This window comes from Nocardia takedensis NBRC 100417 (genome assembly GCF_000308695.1).
Classification (GTDB): Bacteria; Actinomycetota; Actinomycetes; order Mycobacteriales; family Mycobacteriaceae; genus Nocardia; species Nocardia takedensis.
Map to the genome: position 1 here is coordinate 46,252 of NZ_BAGG01000060.1, position 18,675 is coordinate 64,926.

General features: G+C 66.8%; 13 protein-coding genes and 3 pseudogenes. 4 read left to right on the forward strand and 12 right to left on the reverse strand.

Annotated elements, in window-relative coordinates:
- Nucleotides 1-12: 12 nt before the first annotated feature.
- The gene (locus ON30_RS36065) at nt 13-654 is read right to left on the reverse strand and encodes a hypothetical protein (RefSeq protein WP_051029223.1); all 642 of its coding nucleotides are present in this window, start codon (nt 652-654) and stop codon (nt 13-15) included.
- A gap of 589 nt (nt 655-1,243) precedes the next feature.
- Between ON30_RS36065 and ON30_RS12240 the strand changes: the two genes are divergently transcribed.
- Nucleotides 1,244-1,810 (forward strand): hypothetical protein, encoded by a 567-nt coding sequence (locus ON30_RS12240; RefSeq protein WP_051029224.1) that lies wholly within the window; start codon nt 1,244-1,246, stop codon nt 1,808-1,810.
- 42 nt (nt 1,811-1,852) lie between these two features.
- Here ON30_RS12240 and ON30_RS12245 read toward each other — a convergent pair whose 3' ends face one another.
- The 6 genes from ON30_RS12245 to ON30_RS12270 all read right to left on the reverse strand — a co-directional run bounded on the left by ON30_RS12245 (nt 1,853) and on the right by ON30_RS12270 (nt 7,821).
- Nucleotides 1,853-2,575 (reverse strand): hotdog fold domain-containing protein, encoded by a 723-nt coding sequence (locus ON30_RS12245; RefSeq protein WP_040706720.1) that lies wholly within the window; start codon nt 2,573-2,575, stop codon nt 1,853-1,855.
- A gap of 69 nt (nt 2,576-2,644) precedes the next feature.
- Nucleotides 2,645-3,289 (reverse strand): DUF305 domain-containing protein, encoded by a 645-nt coding sequence (locus tag ON30_RS12250; RefSeq protein ID WP_040706721.1) that lies wholly within the window; start codon nt 3,287-3,289, stop codon nt 2,645-2,647.
- Nucleotides 3,286-4,860, reverse strand: coding sequence for an LVIVD repeat-containing protein (locus tag ON30_RS12255; RefSeq protein ID WP_040706723.1), 1,575 nt, complete (start codon nt 4,858-4,860; stop codon nt 3,286-3,288). The genes ON30_RS12250 and ON30_RS12255 overlap by 4 nt, the downstream gene beginning before the upstream one ends.
- A 192-nt stretch (nt 4,861-5,052) precedes the next feature.
- The gene (locus ON30_RS12260) at nt 5,053-5,994 is read right to left on the reverse strand and encodes a 3-methyladenine DNA glycosylase (protein WP_245554012.1); all 942 of its coding nucleotides are present in this window, start codon (nt 5,992-5,994) and stop codon (nt 5,053-5,055) included.
- Between the two features lie 41 nt (nt 5,995-6,035).
- Complete coding sequence (locus ON30_RS12265) at nt 6,036-7,325, reverse strand: tyrosine-type recombinase/integrase (protein WP_040706724.1); 1,290 nt, start codon at nt 7,323-7,325, stop codon at nt 6,036-6,038.
- A gap of 217 nt (nt 7,326-7,542) precedes the next feature.
- A complete protein-coding gene (locus tag ON30_RS12270; RefSeq protein ID WP_051029225.1) occupies nt 7,543-7,821 on the reverse strand; it encodes a helix-turn-helix domain-containing protein in 279 nt (92 codons plus the stop codon).
- Between the two features lie 708 nt (nt 7,822-8,529).
- Here ON30_RS12270 and ON30_RS41705 point away from each other — a divergent pair.
- Together ON30_RS41705 and ON30_RS37325 are read left to right on the forward strand one after the other, a co-directional pair.
- Nucleotides 8,530-8,682, forward strand: a pseudogene (locus tag ON30_RS41705) (IS110 family transposase); the annotation flags it as partial.
- A pseudogene (locus ON30_RS37325) lies at nt 8,663-9,394 on the forward strand (transposase); the annotation flags it as partial. The pseudogenes ON30_RS41705 and ON30_RS37325, both read left to right, overlap by 20 nt.
- Nucleotides 9,395-9,545: 151 nt before the next feature.
- Here ON30_RS37325 and ON30_RS12285 read toward each other — a convergent pair.
- Together ON30_RS12285 and ON30_RS40095 are read right to left on the reverse strand one after the other, a co-directional pair.
- Nucleotides 9,546-9,827: pseudogene (locus ON30_RS12285) on the reverse strand (IS110 family transposase); the annotation flags it as partial.
- A 68-nt stretch (nt 9,828-9,895) separates the two neighbouring features.
- Nucleotides 9,896-10,081, reverse strand: a complete 186-nt coding sequence (locus ON30_RS40095; RefSeq protein ID WP_169334904.1) for a DUF6374 family protein — start codon at nt 10,079-10,081, stop codon at nt 9,896-9,898.
- A 138-nt stretch (nt 10,082-10,219) separates the two neighbouring features.
- On the opposite strand from ON30_RS40095, the gene ON30_RS39060 reads away from it, so the two are divergent.
- The gene (locus ON30_RS39060; RefSeq protein WP_157183707.1) at nt 10,220-10,552 is read left to right on the forward strand and encodes a DUF6300 family protein; all 333 of its coding nucleotides are present in this window, start codon (nt 10,220-10,222) and stop codon (nt 10,550-10,552) included.
- 16 nt (nt 10,553-10,568) lie between these two features.
- Here the strand turns inward: ON30_RS39060 and dnaE are convergent, their stop codons facing one another.
- From dnaE to ON30_RS12305, 3 genes are all read right to left on the reverse strand, one after another.
- A complete protein-coding gene (gene dnaE / locus ON30_RS12295) occupies nt 10,569-14,129 on the reverse strand; it encodes a DNA polymerase III subunit alpha (RefSeq protein WP_040706730.1) in 3,561 nt (1,186 codons plus the stop codon).
- A 557-nt stretch (nt 14,130-14,686) separates the two neighbouring features.
- Nucleotides 14,687-15,634, reverse strand: coding sequence for a LysR family transcriptional regulator (locus ON30_RS12300; protein ID WP_040706732.1), 948 nt, complete (start codon nt 15,632-15,634; stop codon nt 14,687-14,689).
- A 325-nt stretch (nt 15,635-15,959) separates the two neighbouring features.
- Nucleotides 15,960-18,656: a DEAD/DEAH box helicase gene (locus ON30_RS12305; protein WP_218006254.1), complete on the reverse strand. Its 2,697-nt coding sequence runs from the start codon at nt 18,654-18,656 to the stop codon at nt 15,960-15,962.
- Nucleotides 18,657-18,675: the final 19 nt, after the last annotated feature.

Consider the following 18,675-nt stretch of genomic DNA (forward strand, 5'->3'; position numbering starts at 1 on the left):
GAACGGTCGGGTTCAGGATTCCGGGGCGGGGGAGGTGGGGGTCGGGGGTTGGTGGGAGGCGAGGAATTCGTCGACGATGCGGACGTGGTCGGCGTGGGTGGTGCGGGCGGCGCCGACGAGGCGTCCGTGGGCGACCGGGCCGATCAGTTGGGCGACCGCGGCGGGGACGTTGTCCGTGCCGAGTACCGCGCGTCCTTCGTCGGTGGCGAACAGTTGCTCGAACGGCTGACGGTAGTGGTAGTTCACGCCCATGCGGAACATGGCGGCCTTGGTCAGCGTCTCGTTCGCTTCGGCGGGTGCGCCCGCCGCCAACCAGGTCAGCGCCACTCTGCTCAGCGGGGCCGTCTGGATGACTGTCGCGTGCCGCTCGACGAGTTCGATCAGCTTGTCGCGCAACGTTCCTTCGGTGGGTGCGGTGACCGCGGGCAGCAGGACCCGGTACAGCGCGGCCGTCCCCGCGACGACGCCTTTGCCGAGGTACTTGTACATGGCGTTCTTCGTGGCGGTCTTCTGCTGACCGTAGGTGTAGACGGCGAGCGGCTTGAGGCCGCCCGACTTGATCAGTGTCGCGACCGCGCGCAGTTGCTCGGCCCGCGTGGGCGGCGTCGGCGGGTGCTCCGACTTCGGGGTGTCCTCGGTGATCCCAGTCGACATCGGGTCTCCTCCAGAATATTTGCCGCATCGGCCCCGGCGGGCACGCTTCTGCCGATCCTACTGTCGCCTTCTCGATATCTCCGGCGCACCGAAATGCGCTGGGATGTGAGCAGCGCCACGGCTATTGAGAGACCATCCGGTCGCCGCGTGACTCGTCGGTCCGGATCGCTTGTGAGGTTCGTCGGATCGGGTGGATTCTTCGAGTCGAACGGGTAATGGTGGACGACCCCCGCCGGATGTGATCGGTGGGGTTGTCCCCTTTCACCGGGGTGCGCCGGTCCGAGACCGGTCCGTTACCCTGGTCGCTGCACTGGAGATCGTCGGAGGTCAGGAAAAGTATGGGAAGTGTTGTTCTCGACATCGTCGCGCTGGTCACCAACCGGGCCGCCGCTTTGTGGAATTGGATCGCGACCGGTTCGGCGGGGTTCCCTCCGCTCTGAGTCGCATCGACCGGGAAGCCCCCGTCCGCCCTTTCGAGGAGCGTGGCGGGGGTTTCTCCGTCTCCGGGGACCTGTCGAGAGACGCTGCGGCGTGACGAGATACGGACCACGGCGCGCGGGCCGGTGCGGGCGCGGCTATCTTCGTGTGCATGAGCGTCGATGAGCGGACCCGCAGGCGCACCCCGATCTGGTTCGCGTGGTGGATGATCGTGGTCATCGGCGTGACGGCGATCCTGTGCCTGGTGCAGTTCTGGGTGATCGCCTCGCGGGGGACCGAGACCGCCGAGGTGGTCCTGTGGGCACTGCTCGGCGTGGCCGGGGTCCTGGCGCTGCTGTTCGGCCTGATCGGCCTGTTCCGCTATCGCGCGTTCCGGCTGAGCCTGGCCGCGCCGTTGCTGCTGGGCCTGCTCGGCGCGGCGGTCTATTACGACATCCCCGAGCGGGCCGCCTGGAAACTGTCGCGCGGCATCCTCGAGGAGCAGGCCGCGGACTGCGTGAACCCCGGTCAGCGCACCCGTCTCGGCGTCTACAGCATCCGCTACATCGACCGCAAGGACGGCGGCTGCCTGTTCTACTTCGAGGGCGAGGAGAAGAACGCCGAAGGTTTCGGCTACTTCCCCGACACTCCGCCGCCCGCGCTCGGCGCGCCCGCCGAACGCGGGATCGGCTACGAGGCGTATCACATCCCCTGGTACCGCTTCGTCGACAATTCCTGACCCGCGCTCACGAACCTGGCAACGCTCCGGCCTGATCAGCGCTCAGGCCGTGCTGCGCGGGTGCACCCACAGCGCCTCGGCCACCGCGCACAGCGCGCCGTCGGCGTCGGCGACGGCCACGCCCACCGTGAACTTGCGGCCCTGCGCCGCGATCGGCCACGCCACCGACAGGTGCGGTGCGCCCGCCCGGACCGGGGCGATGTTCGTCGCGGTGAGCGCGGCTGTCAACGCGCCGCCGTGGCGCATCCCCAGATATTCGATGCCCGCCCAGCCGCCGGGGCAATCCAGTGCGGCCCAGAGGTTCTCGGGCAGCAGCACGCCGTCGGGGCCCGCCAGCACCGGGTCGGGCGTCCACGCCGCCACGATGAGATCGTCGAGCGGGCTCGGGTAGAGGTGCAGTCCTTCACCGGGCGCGCACCCCGATCCGCAGCCGTAGCAGTCGGTGACCCGTCGCCCGGGCAGCGCGGCCTCGGTGTGCGCCCGCGCGCGGTCCAGTGACGGGAATGGCGGCACCCGCACCGACAAGGTCGCGGGGATCGATTCCGCCAGGACCGCGTCCGCGGCGTCGACCAGTGCGTGCCCGCCGTCGCCGAGGTCGATGATCCGCAGCGGCACGCCGACGGCGACACGGCGGCGGAAGTCGACGCGCACCGTGGGCTCGGCCGGTGCGCGGGCCGCCAGCAGACCGGCGACATACCCGCCGAAGGCGATGTCGGGATAGCCGGTGACGTGGTCGGGGATCAGCACCTGGTCCACTTCGATCATGATCGTCCACGGCCTCTCCCGGCCGCGCGGCCGTCGCCGACGACGATACCGAGGACGCGCTCGTGACCGCTATCCGCCCAGTTGGGTGAGCAGTAGGCTCATGATCCCGATCTCCTGGGGCTGGCTCTGGAGCATCCCGCGCGCGGCCTCCTTCACCGGGCCCGAGGCCAGCAGCAGATCCGCGGCCCGCGCCATCTGCATCCCGCCCTGGTGGTGGGTGATCATCAGGCGCAGGTAGCGGATCTCGGCGTCGCGTCCGGTCGCGGCGGCCAACGCGTCGAGGTCGGCGGTGGTGGCCATGCCCGGCATGGTCGTCGCGGGCGTGGTCGGGGTGGTCGACCTGTGCCCGTGGGCGACCGGGAGGTCGGTGCTCATCCACTCCATCGGACGGGTGGGCAGCGGCGAGGCCCCGGCCAGGCGCAACCACCCCAGCATGGCGCCGATCTCGAGCCGCTGGGCGTCGGACAACTGCTGGGCCAGGCGACGCACGGCGGGTTCGGCGTTCGGGTCGAGTCGCTGGGTCATGAGCAGCGCCTGCTGGTGGTGGGCCGTCATGTCCTGGGCGAAGCCGATCTCCACCTCGCTGAGCACCGGCGCGGCGACGGGTGTCTCGGGCAGCAGCACCGGCCGCAGCGCCGCGCCCAGCACCACCAGGAACACCGCGAGCAGGCCGACGCCTGCGACCAGCACGGGCGAGCGGCGGTCCGCGCTCATGACCCGACCGTGGAGCGCTGGTCGGCGGGCACGTCGTAGACGCCGTTCTCCAGTCGCAACACCATGAATCCGTTGTCCGAGCAGGCGACGTAGAGTTGGTCGCCGCGCCACTCCGGCGGCGAGAAACACCAGTCGGTGGACATGTCGCCGAACGCGATCCGGCCGGTGCGGCTGGTCAGCGCCTGCCACGGATCGAACTGCCCCTCGAGCACCGCGCGGGCGACCGGGATCGCCGAGAGCAGCGGCACGCCGATCAACGAGGCCAGCGCGTGCGGCGAATTCCACAGTTCCAGGTTGCGGCCGGTGCGCGCGGGCGGATTGAAGTAGGCGATCTCGTGGATGTTCCCCGGATCGCTGACGTCGAAGACCCGGATGCCCGAGGAGATCCAGCCGCAGGCCAGCGCGGTGGGGTTCTCGGGGCGGTCGGCCGCGCAGTAGTGCGATTCGTAGGCGAAGGCCGAACCACCCATGGACGAGCCGATATTGGCGTCGAGGTTGGCGGGCAGGTTGATCTCGAGTTTGATCTTGGCGACGATCTCGGGGGAGGCGTCGTCGGAGACATCGATGAGTTTGACGCCGCCCGAACCGCCTTCGTCCACGGTGAACAGGTAGGGCCTGCCGTCGTAGCTGACGGGCACGCTGTGCTGGGTGGCCTGCCCGTCGCTCCAGAACACCCGGCCGAGGTGATGGACCTGCGGCGCGGGTTCGCGGCGCTGGATCGCGCCGACGTCGAGGACGGTGAATCCGCTCAGCGCGGAGATGTACATGCGGGTGCCGTCGGGGCTGAAACCCATACCGTGCGATTCGATCCCGGTCAGCCCCTGCCAGATGACCCGCGGCGCGGCCGGATTCGAGATGTCCACGGCGCTGACCAGCCCCGGTGTCAGACCGGAGGCCCAGTAGGTGTTGCCGTCGGGGGAGAAGCCGCCCTCGTGCGTCGTGATCGGCAGGGGCATACCGAGATTCGTGCCGGGACCGGGGTTGAGCAGGCGGGGATGCGCGCAGTCGGACACGTCGTAGATCGACAGGTACCCCGCGCCGGTCAGCAGGGGCACGCCGGTGCCGACCAGCAGCGCGCGGTCGGCGTTGACCTTCAGGCTCTCCCAGGTGCCCGCGAGCATGGCGGGTTCGGCGAGCACGGCGGTCGGGCGGGGGTTGGCCGGATCGGAGACGTCGAGCACCTGGACGCCGCGTCCCTCGCTGATCAGGTCGCCGGGGAAGAAGGTGCCCAGGTAGGCGCAGTGGTCGTAGCTGGTGGAGGTGATGCCCGCGCCGCGTCCGGCGAAATTGCCGACCATCGACATGTTGCAGGAGTAGCCGGCCGTGCTGCGGCCACTGTCCCGGTCAGCGGCCGGGACATCGCCTTGCAGACCGGTCTCCGGGCGTGAGCCGGGGCCGCAGTCGGCGCGGGGGACCGAGGTGGTGCCCACCTCGAGGAATTCCTGGACGGAGTTCGCGATATCGGAGCGCAGATCCGCCGACGCGCTGCCCGGCAGCATCATGGCGGTGATCACGCTCGCGGTGGCCAGGGCAAGGAATCGGGCACGACGAAGGGTCGGCAGTGAACGCATCGTTGCGCTCCTCGAACATCGGTGTGGGCGACAGAGATCAGCTGACTGGGACAGCTGACCCACCTACCGAATGGTAACCACAAGTGACAACGCCGGGGACCGGATCGGGCGAATTCACCGCGCCGTTCGGGAAACCGCCGACTCGTCGGTGATCTCCGCAGGGGCGACCTTCGCGGTGTCGACCGCCGTCGTCTAGTACGCCGTGGTGTCGACCGTCGTGGTGTCGACCTCGAGCAGCGCCGTGCAGGCCGCGAGCAATTCCCGGCGCAGCCCGGCGGCCCGCTCGGCCAACGCCGCCTGGGCGCGGGCGTACTCGGCGCGTCCGGCGGGCGTCTCGATCCGGACCGGTTCGTAGCCGAAGTCGACCAGATCGTACGGGCTGGCCCGCATGTCGAGTTCCCGCGCGGCGCAGGCCAACTCGAAACAGGCCAGCACCAGATCCGCGGACACCAGCGGGGTCAGTTTGAAGCCCCACTTGTACAGGTCCATATTCGCGTGCAGGCAGCCCGGCTGCTCACTGCCGACCTGGTCGGCGCGGGTCAGCGGGACCGCGTTGCGGCCCACCGCCTCCGGGGTGAAGAACCGGAACGCGTCGAAATGCGTGCAGCGCAACGACATCGACTCCACCACCGCGTCGGTGCCCGCCCCGCCCAGTCGCAGCGGGACCTGCCGGTGCCGGACCTCGTCGGTCCGGTACACCATGGCCCACTCGTGCAGCCCGAAGCACGACAACTGGGCGGGCCGGGCGGCGGTGGCGCGCAACAACTCCGCGACGAACTCCACCGTGTCGCGCCGCCGCGCCAGGTGCGCGGGATCGGCGGTGACCGCGTCACCCGCGGGCAGCGTCCGGTATCCGCGCGCGCCGACGTAGTCGCGCGCATCCGCCAGCGCGACCCCGAACCCGGGATGCCAGCGCCGCAACTGCGACGGCTTGTGGCAGTAGTAGGTGAAGAGGAAATCGATGACAGGGTGGGCTGCCCCCTCCGCCCGCCGTTTGAGGTATGGGCCGACGAGGTCGTCCACGCGGGCGGCGTGTGCCCGCGCCCGCGAACGCCACTCGACAGCGGGAAATACCCGCAGGTCGAGAGCGTTGTCCGGGCGGTCGTGCGCGCTCACCCCGCTATTCTCCCGCATCGGATCCGGGTCGCTGGATCCGCCTGAACCAGGTGCCTCGATCATGGTTCGGTCCGGCTCCGTCGACGCTGATTTTCGACTTCTGACACGCTTTCGACACGAGTTGAGCGCGTTCGGTTGAGCAGGCCGGTGAAGTCGGCGACCTCGTGTGGTGTGTCGATGTAGTGACGCTTGGCGGTGGTGCCGTCGTCGGCGTGGCCGAGTTGGTGTGCGGCGTGACCGGGCCCGTATTCGTGCGCGATTAGCGTGGCGACGGTTTTCCTGAAGGTTTTCGGGGTGACCCAGTCGAACTTGGTGCCTCGGGCGGAGCGCCAGCTGCGGCGGAAGTTGTGTGGGTCGTAGATGGTCCCGCTGCGGGTGGTGAACACCAGGTCGAGCGCGTTGTCCACAGCCACGGTTTCACGGCGTCGGAGTGCCTCGACGACGAACCGGGGGAGTACGACGGAGCGGTAGCCTGCTTGCGTCTTCGTCCACTCTTGGCGGATCGGCCTCAGTACCCCATCCTGATTTGTTATTCGGACGATGGTCCCGCGGATCGTTACGCGGGGCACGTCTGCCTCCAGGTCGAGGTCCTGCCATCGAATCGCGAGAGCTTCGCCGATTCGGGCGCCCGTGCCCAGAAGAACGTCGGCGACATCGAGAACGATCCGGGACCGGGGGCGACCGCGGGTGCGCGCGAGAGTCCCCGGAGTGTCACTGCCAGACACCCAGGTCTCGAGCTGCTCCCGCAGGGCGTGGAGGGTCGGGAGGTCGGCGGCTCGTGGTCGCTGAGTGTTGCGCGGAAGACGGGCTACGTTCAGTACCGGGTTGTGACGGATGACGTCGTGGCGAACGGCCAACCCCATCATGCCGGTGAGGACAACCCGGTGTGCCCGCGCCTTCGAAGGCCATGTGCGTGCCACTTCCTTGAGGTAGGCGTCCAGGCGCTGCGTTGTGGCCTCGCGGATGTGTAGTCCGCCCAGGGATGTGTTGATCTTGACGGTGTCCTCCCGGCCCCGTTTGCGCGCAACGTGGATATGACTCCGGTAGTAGTCGATCGTTTGTGGTGTGGCGCGGTTCTCGAACTCGAGTTCGGCGAGCCACAGATCGGCCAGGTCGGAGAGTTTGGTGTCCAGAGTGAGGTCCGCACCTGGCCTGGAAGCGTGACGACGCTCCGTGAGACGCTTCTTCAGCGCGGCAACAGCACGGGGTTTCGTCGGTCCCATCGCCTGCACGGGCCGTGTGATGCCGTCGCCGTCGCGAAAGCGAGTGCTCGCCCGCCAACTGCCGTTCTTCTGTCTCTTGGTGTTGATCGAGCCGTAGGTGCCGATGGCAAGTGGTGGATGCGGCATCAATACTCCCAGGTAGGCGGGCTTCAACCCGTTCGGTCGGATTTGGGTGCACGGGCGCTGCCTGCTGACGCGCGTCGCCGATCAGGGGTGGTCTGCAGGCACGGCTACGACGGGTCGGTCGCGTCCCGCGTTGCGAGGGACCCGTTCGACGGCGTGGATAGGTCGACGTGCGGGGTCCAGGTGCCAGGACAGCGACGCCGACCGAGGCGGGCGTCGGTCAGCGTGTGCCGCCGCCGTCGTCGAGTTGCTGTTGTTCCCAAACGAGCAGATCGCTGAGTCGGTAGCGGCGATGGCGGCCCATTCGCGCGAAGCGTGGGCCGCGCCCGGCTGCGGCCCAGGCGGTCAAGGTCTTCGCGGGAATCTGCAGCCGTTCGGCGACCTGGCCGGTGCTGAGCCAGAGCTCGTGCCGACTCGCGTCCGCGCTGGGATCGGCGGCCGGGACGGAGTTCGCGCGGGGTGCTCGCGACGGCGGGGGTGTCGGAGAATATCCGGACATGACGGGCTACCTCGTCTCTTCCGATCCTCTCCGGAAGTCGACGTACCCGTCCGCTATTCAACCCCACCAACGGGTCGGCTACCAGCAACGATTCGGTAAGCATCTGAGCGCTGTCAGAAAATGCAGGCAGAGGACATCAATCGCTCGTGGCCTGGCAACCGCGTTCATTACCCGTGGCCCTGGTGCTTGACCGCGTATGAGCGCAGCCACGCCCGCGGGGCGGCGTCGGGATCCGCTGGGGTCTGCGCGGCGGGAAGCCGACGATAGGTCGACCGGTTGAGCCCAATGACCCTGCACGCGAACCGTTCCGACATACCCATCACTTCTTTGAGCATGTCCACGACGCGGCGGCTGGCCGCTGGGCTCACCATTTTCCAGTCATGATCAGTGCGGGTTGTACTACCGGCTGAGCCGAGATCTGACTCACCATTTTCCTGATCACCCCAGTGGTCGAGAAGATTCCGGAGTGTCACCGGGGCCGGACGGACCTGACTCGGAAGTTTTCCTGACCGCGCGAGATGTGTGTCTTTCGCAGGACCCGTCGATCCGTCCGCGCCGGTGATGCAACCCGCTCCCCGCGCAACCACCTGGCCGAGTGGGGGTTGTGACCTGATAGGAGCATGCCGCGCCGAGCGCGCCGTCCCGTGACTGGCCTGGCCAACCCCGGTTCGTCCGACACGCACCACGACCGAAAAGGACGATCTCACGTTGGACACATCCATCCCCGAACGACCGATCTTCGTCGGCGTCGACACCCACGCCGACACCCACCACGTCGCAGTCGTCAACGAACACGGCAAGAAACTGACGGACCGCGAATTCCCCACCACCGCAACCGGCTATGCGCAGATCGAGCAGTGGCTGCAAACGATCGGCACGGTGGTCCGGATCGGCATCGAGGGAACCGGATCCGACGGCGTCGACCTGGCCCCGGCACCTACGACGACACGGCCACGACATCGCCGAGGTCCCCCGCCCGAACCGGCGACTACGCCGAGCCCAGGGCAAAACCGACACCATCGACGCCTACGCCGCCGCCCGCCAACTCCTGGACGGCTCCCAGACAACCGCACCCAAGAACCGCGACGGCGCCATCGAAGCCGTCCGCGCGCTGCGCGTCGCCCGCAACAGCGCCATCAAAGCCATCACCGCCTCACTCAACGCCCTGCGATCCCTGATCACCACCAGCCCCGAAGAGCTGCGCTCACGACTGCGTTCGCTCACACGAGCACGACTGCTCGCCACCTGCGCCGGCTTCGACCCCGCTCCCGGCAGGCTCACCGACCCGACCGCGGCAACCGAACTCGCCCTGCGTTCACTGGCCCGACGCGTCCTGGACTCGCAGATCCACGCCGCCGAACTGAAAAAGCAGCTCGACGATCTACTCGCCCACGTCGCGCCTAGCACGATGGCGGTATTCGGGCTCGGACCCGATACCGGTGCGGCACTGCTGATTTCGATCGGTGACAATCCCGACAGGCTCACCACCGAAGCCGCGTTCGCTCGCCTGTGTGGTGTCGCCCCGATCCCGGCGTCCTCGGGCAAGACCACCCGCCACCGACTTCACCGCGGCGGAGACCGCCAGGCCGACCAGGCACTACACACCGTGGTCGTCGTTCGACTGCGTATCACGAGGACACCAAAACCTATGCCGCGCGCCGCAAACACGACGGCAAGACCACTCCTGAGATCCTGCGCTGCCTCAAACGCTATCTCGCGCGAGGGATTTCCGGCACCGCTGGGTGGGCGACGCGGGGGCCCAGGACACGTTCGATGGCGGGATGGACACTGGTCAGCAAGCCGCGGATGCGGTTGCTGGTGCGGGTGGCCTCGCCGGCGAGGTCGTCATGGAACCCGACCAGGACACCGAACTCGGTCAGGGTTTCGTCTCCGAGGTCGACTCGGCGCAGGGTGTGGGGCATGATGCGGGCCGCGTCGGCGATGATGTGGGCGTCGCGGGCATCGGTTTTGGCTCGGCCGGGGTAGAGATCGGCGATGTGGCGCACGGTTTCCTCGGCCTCGCGGCCGCACTCAACCGCTGGCGACGGCTGAGCAACCGAACCTGAGGGTGCTCTCAACGCATTTCCTCGGCAAGAACCCGCAGACTTCTGGCGAGCTTGGCGGCGAGATGCTCCAGCTGGTCTGAAGTGATGGTTTTTCTGAAGGCTGCTGTGTCGAGGAGTTGACGCCGTACGTCGTCGATCTGTGTCAATGCAAGCGACGTGCGGGAGAATTCTGAGACTGTGGAATCTTGCCTCATCGGGACATCCTTGTTTCGTTCGGATCGGCCACAACCGGGGGTTGGGGGATGGCGGGTGTCGTTGTTGGACAACAAGGTACGAGATCGAGTCCAATCATCCGGTCAACCCTGCTCGAACCGATGACGGAAGGTTGTGTGGTGACATCGACCGAGGATGAGGAAGTCGGCGAAATTCTGTGTCATCGGTGTGCAGATTCCTTGATGTTGTCGGTGCGGGTACCGCGGTCGTTCCATCGTGCGGACGGTGTCGAGGTTCTGGGATTTCGAACGGTAGGACTGTGCGCTCGTTGTGATGCGGCGAATCCGGCCGCGTCGGCGCTTCTCGACTTCTTCGGTTCCGAACATGTGGGAAGTGAACCGGAGTTTTCTGTGCTGGCGCGGCTGCTCGGACAGTGGTTGATGGAGATCCTGTTCGCGCAGCTCGAGGAGGGGATTCTGGCGGGACTGTCAGAAGAGTCGCGGGAATCATGAACAACAGAAACGGCGCCTACTGGGACGATATCTTGACACCCCGGATGGCTCGCAACTCGCCGAGTATGGCCGAGTTGAGGGTGACCGGGTAGTCGTTCACGGCGAGATCGGTGCGCCGGTCCCGGTAGCACAGAACAAGTCGGACCGGCGTTGCCCCTGGATGGGAGGCCAGCGCGGCTTTGAGTTCGAGAACGCTGTCGCGATCGGTGTTCTGAGCGTTGATTTCCAGTATCAACGGCGGTGTTTCACCGTGTTCGGCGGAACCCACATCCAACGTGGCGAGATGGGAGCCGAAAATGGCCATCTTCTCTTCGCGCCAATTGACGCGTCCTTCGACGGCGACCGCGGCATCCACCACCAGTTCCGTGGCGAACATGGCGTAGCTCTTGGGAAAGAAGAGAACCTCGACCGAAGCGTCCAGATCCTCGATCACCGTGATGGCCCAGCTTTCGCCCTTCTTGTTCACTCGACGTTCCAGGGACGCGATCATGCCGGCGATGACGATATTCCCCTCGCGCGGAGGATTGGCCAACAGGGCTGCGATCGGTGTGGGCGCCGCCTTGCGCAGAATATGGCTGGTCCCGTCGAGGGGATGTCCGGAGACGTAGAGTCCGAGCATTTCTCGTTCGAGTCCGAGCAATTCCTTGCGAGGCCACTCCTGTCCGTCGAAACTCAGATGACTCAGCGGCGAGCTTTCACTCGGTGATTCGTCCGCGGTATTGCCGAACCCGAACAGGTCGAACTGCCCGATCGCCTCCTGGCGTTTCAGGCTGGTGACGGCGTCGACTGCTTGCTCGTGAATGCCGATCAGAACCCTGCGTGGATGACCGAAGGAGTCGAATGCGCCCGCCTTGACGAGCGATTCGAGTACGCGTTTGTTGCAGCAGACCAGCTCCGACTTCTCGATGAAGTCGGCGAACGATGTGTATTTTCCCTTGTTCGTGCGGGTCTGGATGATCGATTCGACGACGTTGACGCCGATGTTGCGTATTCCGCCGAGTCCGAAGCGGATGTCGTTGCCGACAGCGGAGAAACGCAACGAGGACTCGTTGACATCCGGTGGCAGGACCCGCAGTCCCAGTTGGCGGCATTCGGCGAGGTAGATGGCGGACTTGTCCTTGTTGTCACCCACCGAGGTCAGTAGCGCTGCCATGTATTCGGCCTGGTAGTTGGCCTTGAGGTAGGCGGTCCAGTACCCGACCAACGCGTAGCCCGCGGCGTGCGACTTGTTGAACGCGTAGCCGGCGAACGGCAGAACGGTATCCCACAGGGCCTGCACGGCTTCGTCGGAGAAGCCGTTGTCCCGCATGCCGGCCCGGAAGCCCTCGAACTCCTTCTCCAGGACCTCGAGCTTCTTCTTGCCCATCGCTCGGCGCAGCACGTCGGCTCGGCCCATCGAGAAGCCGGCTACCCGCTGGGCGATCTGCATGATCTGTTCTTGGTAAACGACGAGGCCGAAGGTCTCGGCGAGAATGTCCCGCAGCGGTTCTGCCAACTCGGCGTGGATCGGTTCGATCGGCTGTCGATCGTTCTTCCGATCGGCGTAGTTGTTGTGGGTGTTCATTGCCATCGGGCCGGGGCGGTACAGCGCGTTGACGGCGATGATGTCTTCGAATCCGGTCGGCCCGAGCCGTCGGAGCAGATCGCGCATGGCGTTGCCGTCGAGCTGGAATACCCCGAGACTCTCGCCGCGTCCCAGCAATTCGTAGGTCTTCGGATCCGTCGTCGCCAGTGAGTCGAGATCTATCGTCTCACCGCGATTGGCCTCGATGTTGTCGATCGCGTCGCCTATGACAGTGAGGTTGCGCAACCCCAGGAAGTCCATCTTCAGCAGGCCGATCGCCTCGCAGGACGGATAGTCCCATCCGGTGATGATCGAGCCGTCCTCGCGTTGCCACAGCGGGATCACCTCCACCAGCGGCTGGGAGGACATGATCACCGCGCAGGCGTGCACGCCCGCGTTGCGGATCAATCCCTCCAAGCCGCGGGCCGTCTCGAAGATCGTCGCGACATCTGTGTCCGTTTCGACCAGTGCGCGGACCTCGGCGGCCTCGGGATACCGCTCGTGCTGCGGATCGACGATGCCGGACAGCGGAATGTCCTTGGCCGCGACGGGCGGGGGAAGAGCCTTGGAGATCCGGTCGGCGATCGCGAATCCGGGCTGTCCGTAGTGAACGCGCGCGGCATCCTTGATCGCGGCTTTGGTCTTGATCTTGCCGAAGGTGATGACCTGTGCGATACGGTCGCTGCCGTATTTCTCCGTCGCGTAGCGCACCATCTCGCCGCGGCGGCGATCATCGAAATCCATATCGATGTCGGGCATGGATGTGCGCTCCGGGTTGAGGAAGCGTTCGAACAGCAGACCGTGCTCGATCGGGTCGAGATTGGTGATGCCCAGTGCGTAGGACACGAGTGATCCCGCGGCCGAGCCGCGTCCGGGGCCGACCCGGATCCCCTGCTTGCGCGCATGATCCATCAGATCCGCGGTGATGAGGAAGTAGGCGGGAAATCCCTTTTCCACGATGATCTCGATCTCGAACTCGGCGCGAGCCGTGTACGCGTCGGGCACTCCCCCGGGGAGACGCCATTCGAGACCGCGCAGCACCTGCTCGCGGAACCACGAGGTGACGTCGTGCCCCTCGGGCGCATCGAAGATCGGCATCCGATCGGTGTGGTTCCACACCTCGGCGTAGGACTCGACCCGTTCGGCGATCAGCAGTGTGTTGTCGGCTGCTCCCGGAACCTCGCTGTCCCAGTATCCGCGCATCTCCTCGGCGGATTGGAGATAGTAGCCGTTGCCGTCGAACTTGAAGCGGGTCGGATCGCTGAGCGTTTTTCCCGCCTGCACGCAGAGCAGCGCCGCGTGCGCGTCACCCTGGTCTTTCGTGACATAGTGGGAATCGTTGGTGGCCAGGGGGGGAATGCCGAGTCGTGCGCTGATCTCGAGCAGTCCTTCGCGCACGGAACGTTCGATGGGCAGACCGTGGTCCATCACTTCGACGAAGAAATTGTCCTTGCCGAAGATGTCGCGGTAGTCCGCCGCGGCTTGGAACGCGGCATCCCGTTGGCCGAGCCGAAGGCGTGTCTGCACTTCGCCGGAAGGACATCCGGTGGTCGCGATGATGCCCTCGGAGTGCGCGGCGATCAGCTCGCGATCCATCCGGGGTTTGCGGTAGTACCCCTCCATGCTCGCCTTGGAGGACAACTCGAAGAGGTTGCGAAGCCCGCGCGCGTCCCGCGCCAACATCGTCATGTGGGTATACGCCCCACCACCCGACACATCACCGCCGACTCCCTCGCCGTTCGAGCCGCGTTGGTTGGCCTGCCCCCAGAAGACGGGTTTCTTGTGCAGTCGGCTGCCAGGGGCGACGTAGGCCTCGATGCCGATGATGGGCTTGATCCCCATCTTCGTGGCGACTTGGTAGAACTCGTCCGCGCCGAACATGTTTCCGTGGTCGGTCATGCCCACCGCGGTCATCCCGAGTCGCCCGGCTTCCTCGAAGAGCGGCTTGATCTTCGCCGCGCCGTCCAACATCGAGTATTCGGTGTGGACGTGCAGGTGAACGAACGAGGACAACGGACGCCTCCAGACGCGGCTCGGGTTCGGATCGACCTATTCGAGCCGAGCAGTCGATCGGCGGTCAAACAATCGACACACTCTCCGCGACAACTATTGGTTGTGAAAGCTGGCGGGGGTGTCGCGCCGCCGCACCCCGGGCGCGTCTGTCCGAGGGCTGGTGATTCAGCCCTCGTCTTCGGTCGAATGTCCCCGTGCCGCTGCCCGAGAATGGGCGGCGGAACGGGGACGCGAACGCCGAATTCGGTGTTGATCAACAACGTCACCGCCCGCATGCTCCAGGTGCCGCCGGACGCCTCCAACATGCCTTGCACGTAGGCCATGAAGTCATCGACGCCGGTGCGCCAACCCGCCTTCGCGTGGCTCCGCGGCGCCACGAATCGCAGATCCTCCGACCAATACAGCGCGGTCTTCTCACGGCGGGCGTGTCCGGCCGCTTCTACGTGGACCGCACCCCGGTCGAAACCGCATGGCACACTACCGATCCCGAACGCCGCGAGCGACTGTGGCGCGACAGTGCCGCACTGGTCGGACTGGTTCCCTGAGCCTGTTCTCCGTCAGTCGGGTCGCCCCCATCGCCCCGCGTTGATCTCGGTCGGCGGGAGCCAGTGCCGGTCGGGATCGAACGGCTCGAAGTCGGCGGCGATGTGGCGGATGAGCCGCGACAGAGCGGGATGGCGGTTGCGTCGGTGCCACAGCATGGAGTGCGGATAGCCGGGTGTCGGCTCGACGATCGGGATCCGGCGGATGTCTGGATGCCAGGGCACCCGCAACCGCTGGCCGGAGAACATGTAGCGGTCCGATGACCCGGCGATCTCGTCGAGCATGTGGTCCAGTCCGAAGTTCGGGCCGCCGGTGTCCATGGTCAGTCCGAAGTCCGTGGTCAGATCGTCGTAGTATTGCGCCCATTCACTGCCCGGCTCGTTGCCGGGCATCCGTGCGATCGAATCCGCCAGGTCGACGAGCCGGATCCGACGTCGGTCGGCCAAGCGGTGACCCGGGCCCACGAGGATGTGCAGGGGTTCGAGGTAGGCGGGCCGGTGATCGATGGCGGGGTCGAGGGCGCCGACGACCCGCGCGAAGGCGACGTCGATCGTTCCGTCCACGAGGGCGGCGCGACCGCTGCGCAGCCCCCGGGAGGTCACGATGTCGATCTCCACGTCGTGATGGGTCTCGTGGAAGGCTCTGACCAGCTCGGTGGCCGCCAGACGAGTACCCAGTACGTCGACCCGCAGCGGTCGGTTGCGGCCCCGTATCGACGCGGCGGCCTGATCGGCCAGCGCCATGAGAGACCGGGCATGGGGAAGGAAGGCCGCGCCGTCCTCGGTCAGGCCGCGGCCGTGTCGGGATCGGTGCACCAGCGTCGTGCCCAGCGCGGCCTCCAGTTTCGCGATTCGTTTGGAGACCGCCTGCTGTGATATCCCCAACTGGTCGGCCGCCTCACCGAAGTGCTGGTGATCGGCGATGACGAGGAAGGCTCGGACCGCGCCGAGATCCAGTTCCAACCCTGCTCCTTTCACAACAGTCAGTTGTGGCCCGGTTACGTCAATTGTTGGACTCGGGCCGTCCGATCGGGTCAAATGAATTGAACCTGGACGACGGTATCGGGACCAGCGGACCCCTTCGTCGGGTTGGACCATTTGGTCAATGTCGAGCGGGTCGATTGGCGATATATCCTCCTCCTGGCCCACGGCCTCGGCGGAACGACGACCGCGGCCGTCCTCGAATCCACGGCGGCCTGAACGGATCCGGCGGTGACAGGACGATGCGATTGTGGAGTCTCGGCGATCGCGACTGCGCGGTACGAGCCATCCCGCCCGGCGTCGAGAATCAGCGTCGAGAGGATCCCGTGGCGGACTCGGTGCCGATTGACGGCGCCTGCGCGAGTTGCGCCGGTGCTCCTGACGGTTCGTGCCCGAAGTCGTTGTAGTGCGCGAGCCACCCGGTGGCCCGATAGTCGCCACGCCGTGTGAAGACCGCCGCCCCTCGAAGCCGGTTCGGGGCCGCGGGTATGCGCGCGCGTCCCCGCGTCACGGGTGCGGTCGCGTAGCTGGATCCGGCCCAGGCGGTGAACATCGCGGTGGACGAACACGTCAGGTTCGCGCTGTCGTCGTCGATGGTGAGCACGGCGTCGGTGGCCCGGTCGTGCAGCAGCGTGGCGTAACCGGACGGATCGAGTCGGCAGTGCTGTGGACGCCCGGTCTCGGTCCAGTCGGGGTGGGTGATGCCTCGGGCGGTCGCCGCCCGCCACAGCACCGGTAGGACGTCCTCGGCCTGCACGGAGGTGGCCATCTGCTCGCACATCCACAGCAGTCTGCCCGCCCCGCGCGTGGGATTGCAGCGCCGCCAGCGGATCCGTCGCCCCAGATCGGCGGCCACCACGGCGATCCACGGATGGACGGTGCCGAGGTATCCCTGGCATCCGAGCCAGTGCAGGTAGCGCGGTGCTTCAGCGAGCACCGGATACATTGTCGCGTAGGGAATCCCGTGGATGACCCGAGCGTCGCGCCGGAACGCGTCAGGGGCGTTGGCCGCGATGAACAGTGCCGCGCGGGCCAAATCGCCACATGCGTAGGCGGCCGACGATGCGAACTCGGGCTCCGGCGTTCGGTCGACGCGTCCCAGCGCCGCGCGTACCGCGACCGCGCGCGGTTTGATGTCCTCACTGATCGCGGCCCGGGAGAGTTTCGGAATACGCAGCGCGAGCGTCTCGATGAGCAGTTGTTCGGCCTCTTCGGGCGATTCGGGGATCGGGGAATCGGCCAGCGCGTCGCGCAGATCACCGCTGATGCGCGGCGACACCATCAACCGTGCCGTCAGGACTCCGAGTTCGGTGGTGGACAGTTCGGTCGGCTGGGCGCCGGTCCGGTGAGTCGTGAGGAAATCGCCGGCCCGCAGTTCGGTGATCGACCCGTGCACCAGCGTGCTCTCGCGATTGCCCTGGTGGTGGAACAAGGTGTTCTCGTGCCAGCGCTCGGCGTCGTCGACCGAATGGATGCGGTCCTGCACCACCTCCGCCAAGAGGTGCTCGGACAGGTTCGCGCGGATCTGCGAGTTCACCCGGAATCCGGCCAGCAGTCGGCGTTGCCACACCGTCCGTTCCGATTCGTCGACCAGGAGGAAGGCCCAGCCGTCCCGTTCACCCGCGCCAAGGCGGCCCGCCCGGCCGAACATCTGCTGGACCGTCGCTACATCGATGCCCTTCAGTCCGACCTCGGTGTCCTGGACGACGACGGCCCGCGCGGGCAGATTCACCCCGGCGGCGACCGTCGACGTGGCGACCAGCACATCCGATTCCCGCGTCCGGAAGGCTGTTTCGGCGTCCTGTCTGTGCTCCCAGCCCTTGTAGTGCAGGCCCACTCCGAAAGCCCGGCACACGCGGTGCACCTCGTCCGCGTCGTCGAGGTCGACGCCGAAGACGTCGGCACCCCGGTTGGCGGCGATCATCAATGCGGTGCGCCGCACGTTGCGCTTGCTGCCGCAGAAGACGAGGACGCTGCCGTTGTCGCCGGTCACCATGGCGACGATCTTCGTGGTGAGGCGCGCTTTGGCTCCCTCGACCAGACTCCAGTCGCTGCTGTTCGCGACCGTCGGCAGTTGCCAGATCTGGCGTGTGGGACGCCAGGCGACGTGTATCGCGCGAGCCCGGAGCCAGGCCGCGAGCTGATCGGCGTTGGCGACCGTGGCGGACAGTCCGACGATCCGGGGCGGCCGGTCGGCTCCGAGGACCCGGGCCAGGATCGCCTCCAGGAAAGAGCCGCGCGTGGTATCCCCGAGCATGTGGATTTCGTCGACCACCAGGCATCCGACGTCGGTGAGCGCCTCGCGAAGCGAGGACGTGCGGGAGATGGCCTCGAATTTCTCGGTCGTCGTCACCCAGAGGTCGGCGGCACGGATCCGTTCGGCGTCGACCCGATACTCGCCGGTCAGCCGTTCCACCGCCAGCCCACGATGCCGCCAGCTGTCGAGTTCGCGCAGCAATTCTTCGGTGAGCGAACGCTGCGGGACGAGCCAGGCGGCCTTCTTCCCCTGCTCCAGAAGCGTGCGGAGCACGGCGACCATCCCGATCACGGTTTTGCCCGCACCGGTCGGCGCGATGACGAGCAGGTGATCGTCGTCGCCGAGAATATGTGGAACGGCCTGCGCCTGCGCGGGATTCATCTCGGCGTGCGGGAGGAATCGAATCCAGTCGGCGGGCACCAGTTCTCCGACCGGTACGGGCGGCTCGGTGGCTGCGTGATCGGTGAGATGGTTGTGCCACATGTACTCGAAGCCGTCGCGCGCCGCCTCGGCGGCCGCACCCGCGAGCGGACGCGCCCGGTGAGACGGCGCGTTCTGCGCGCCGATGGTGGCGGTCGTGGCGCCCGGCACCGTCAGATTGCCGATGATTTCCTGCTCCAGTAGATAGTTCACGTCCCGGAACGGAATGCCTTCCGCGCGCAGTTCGTCCCGCAGTCTGGCGAAGCGATCTCCCGAGGGCAGCAGTACTCGGATGTCGGTGCCCGGCGGCGGGACAGGAACGACCATGTCAGGATCGGTGACCTTC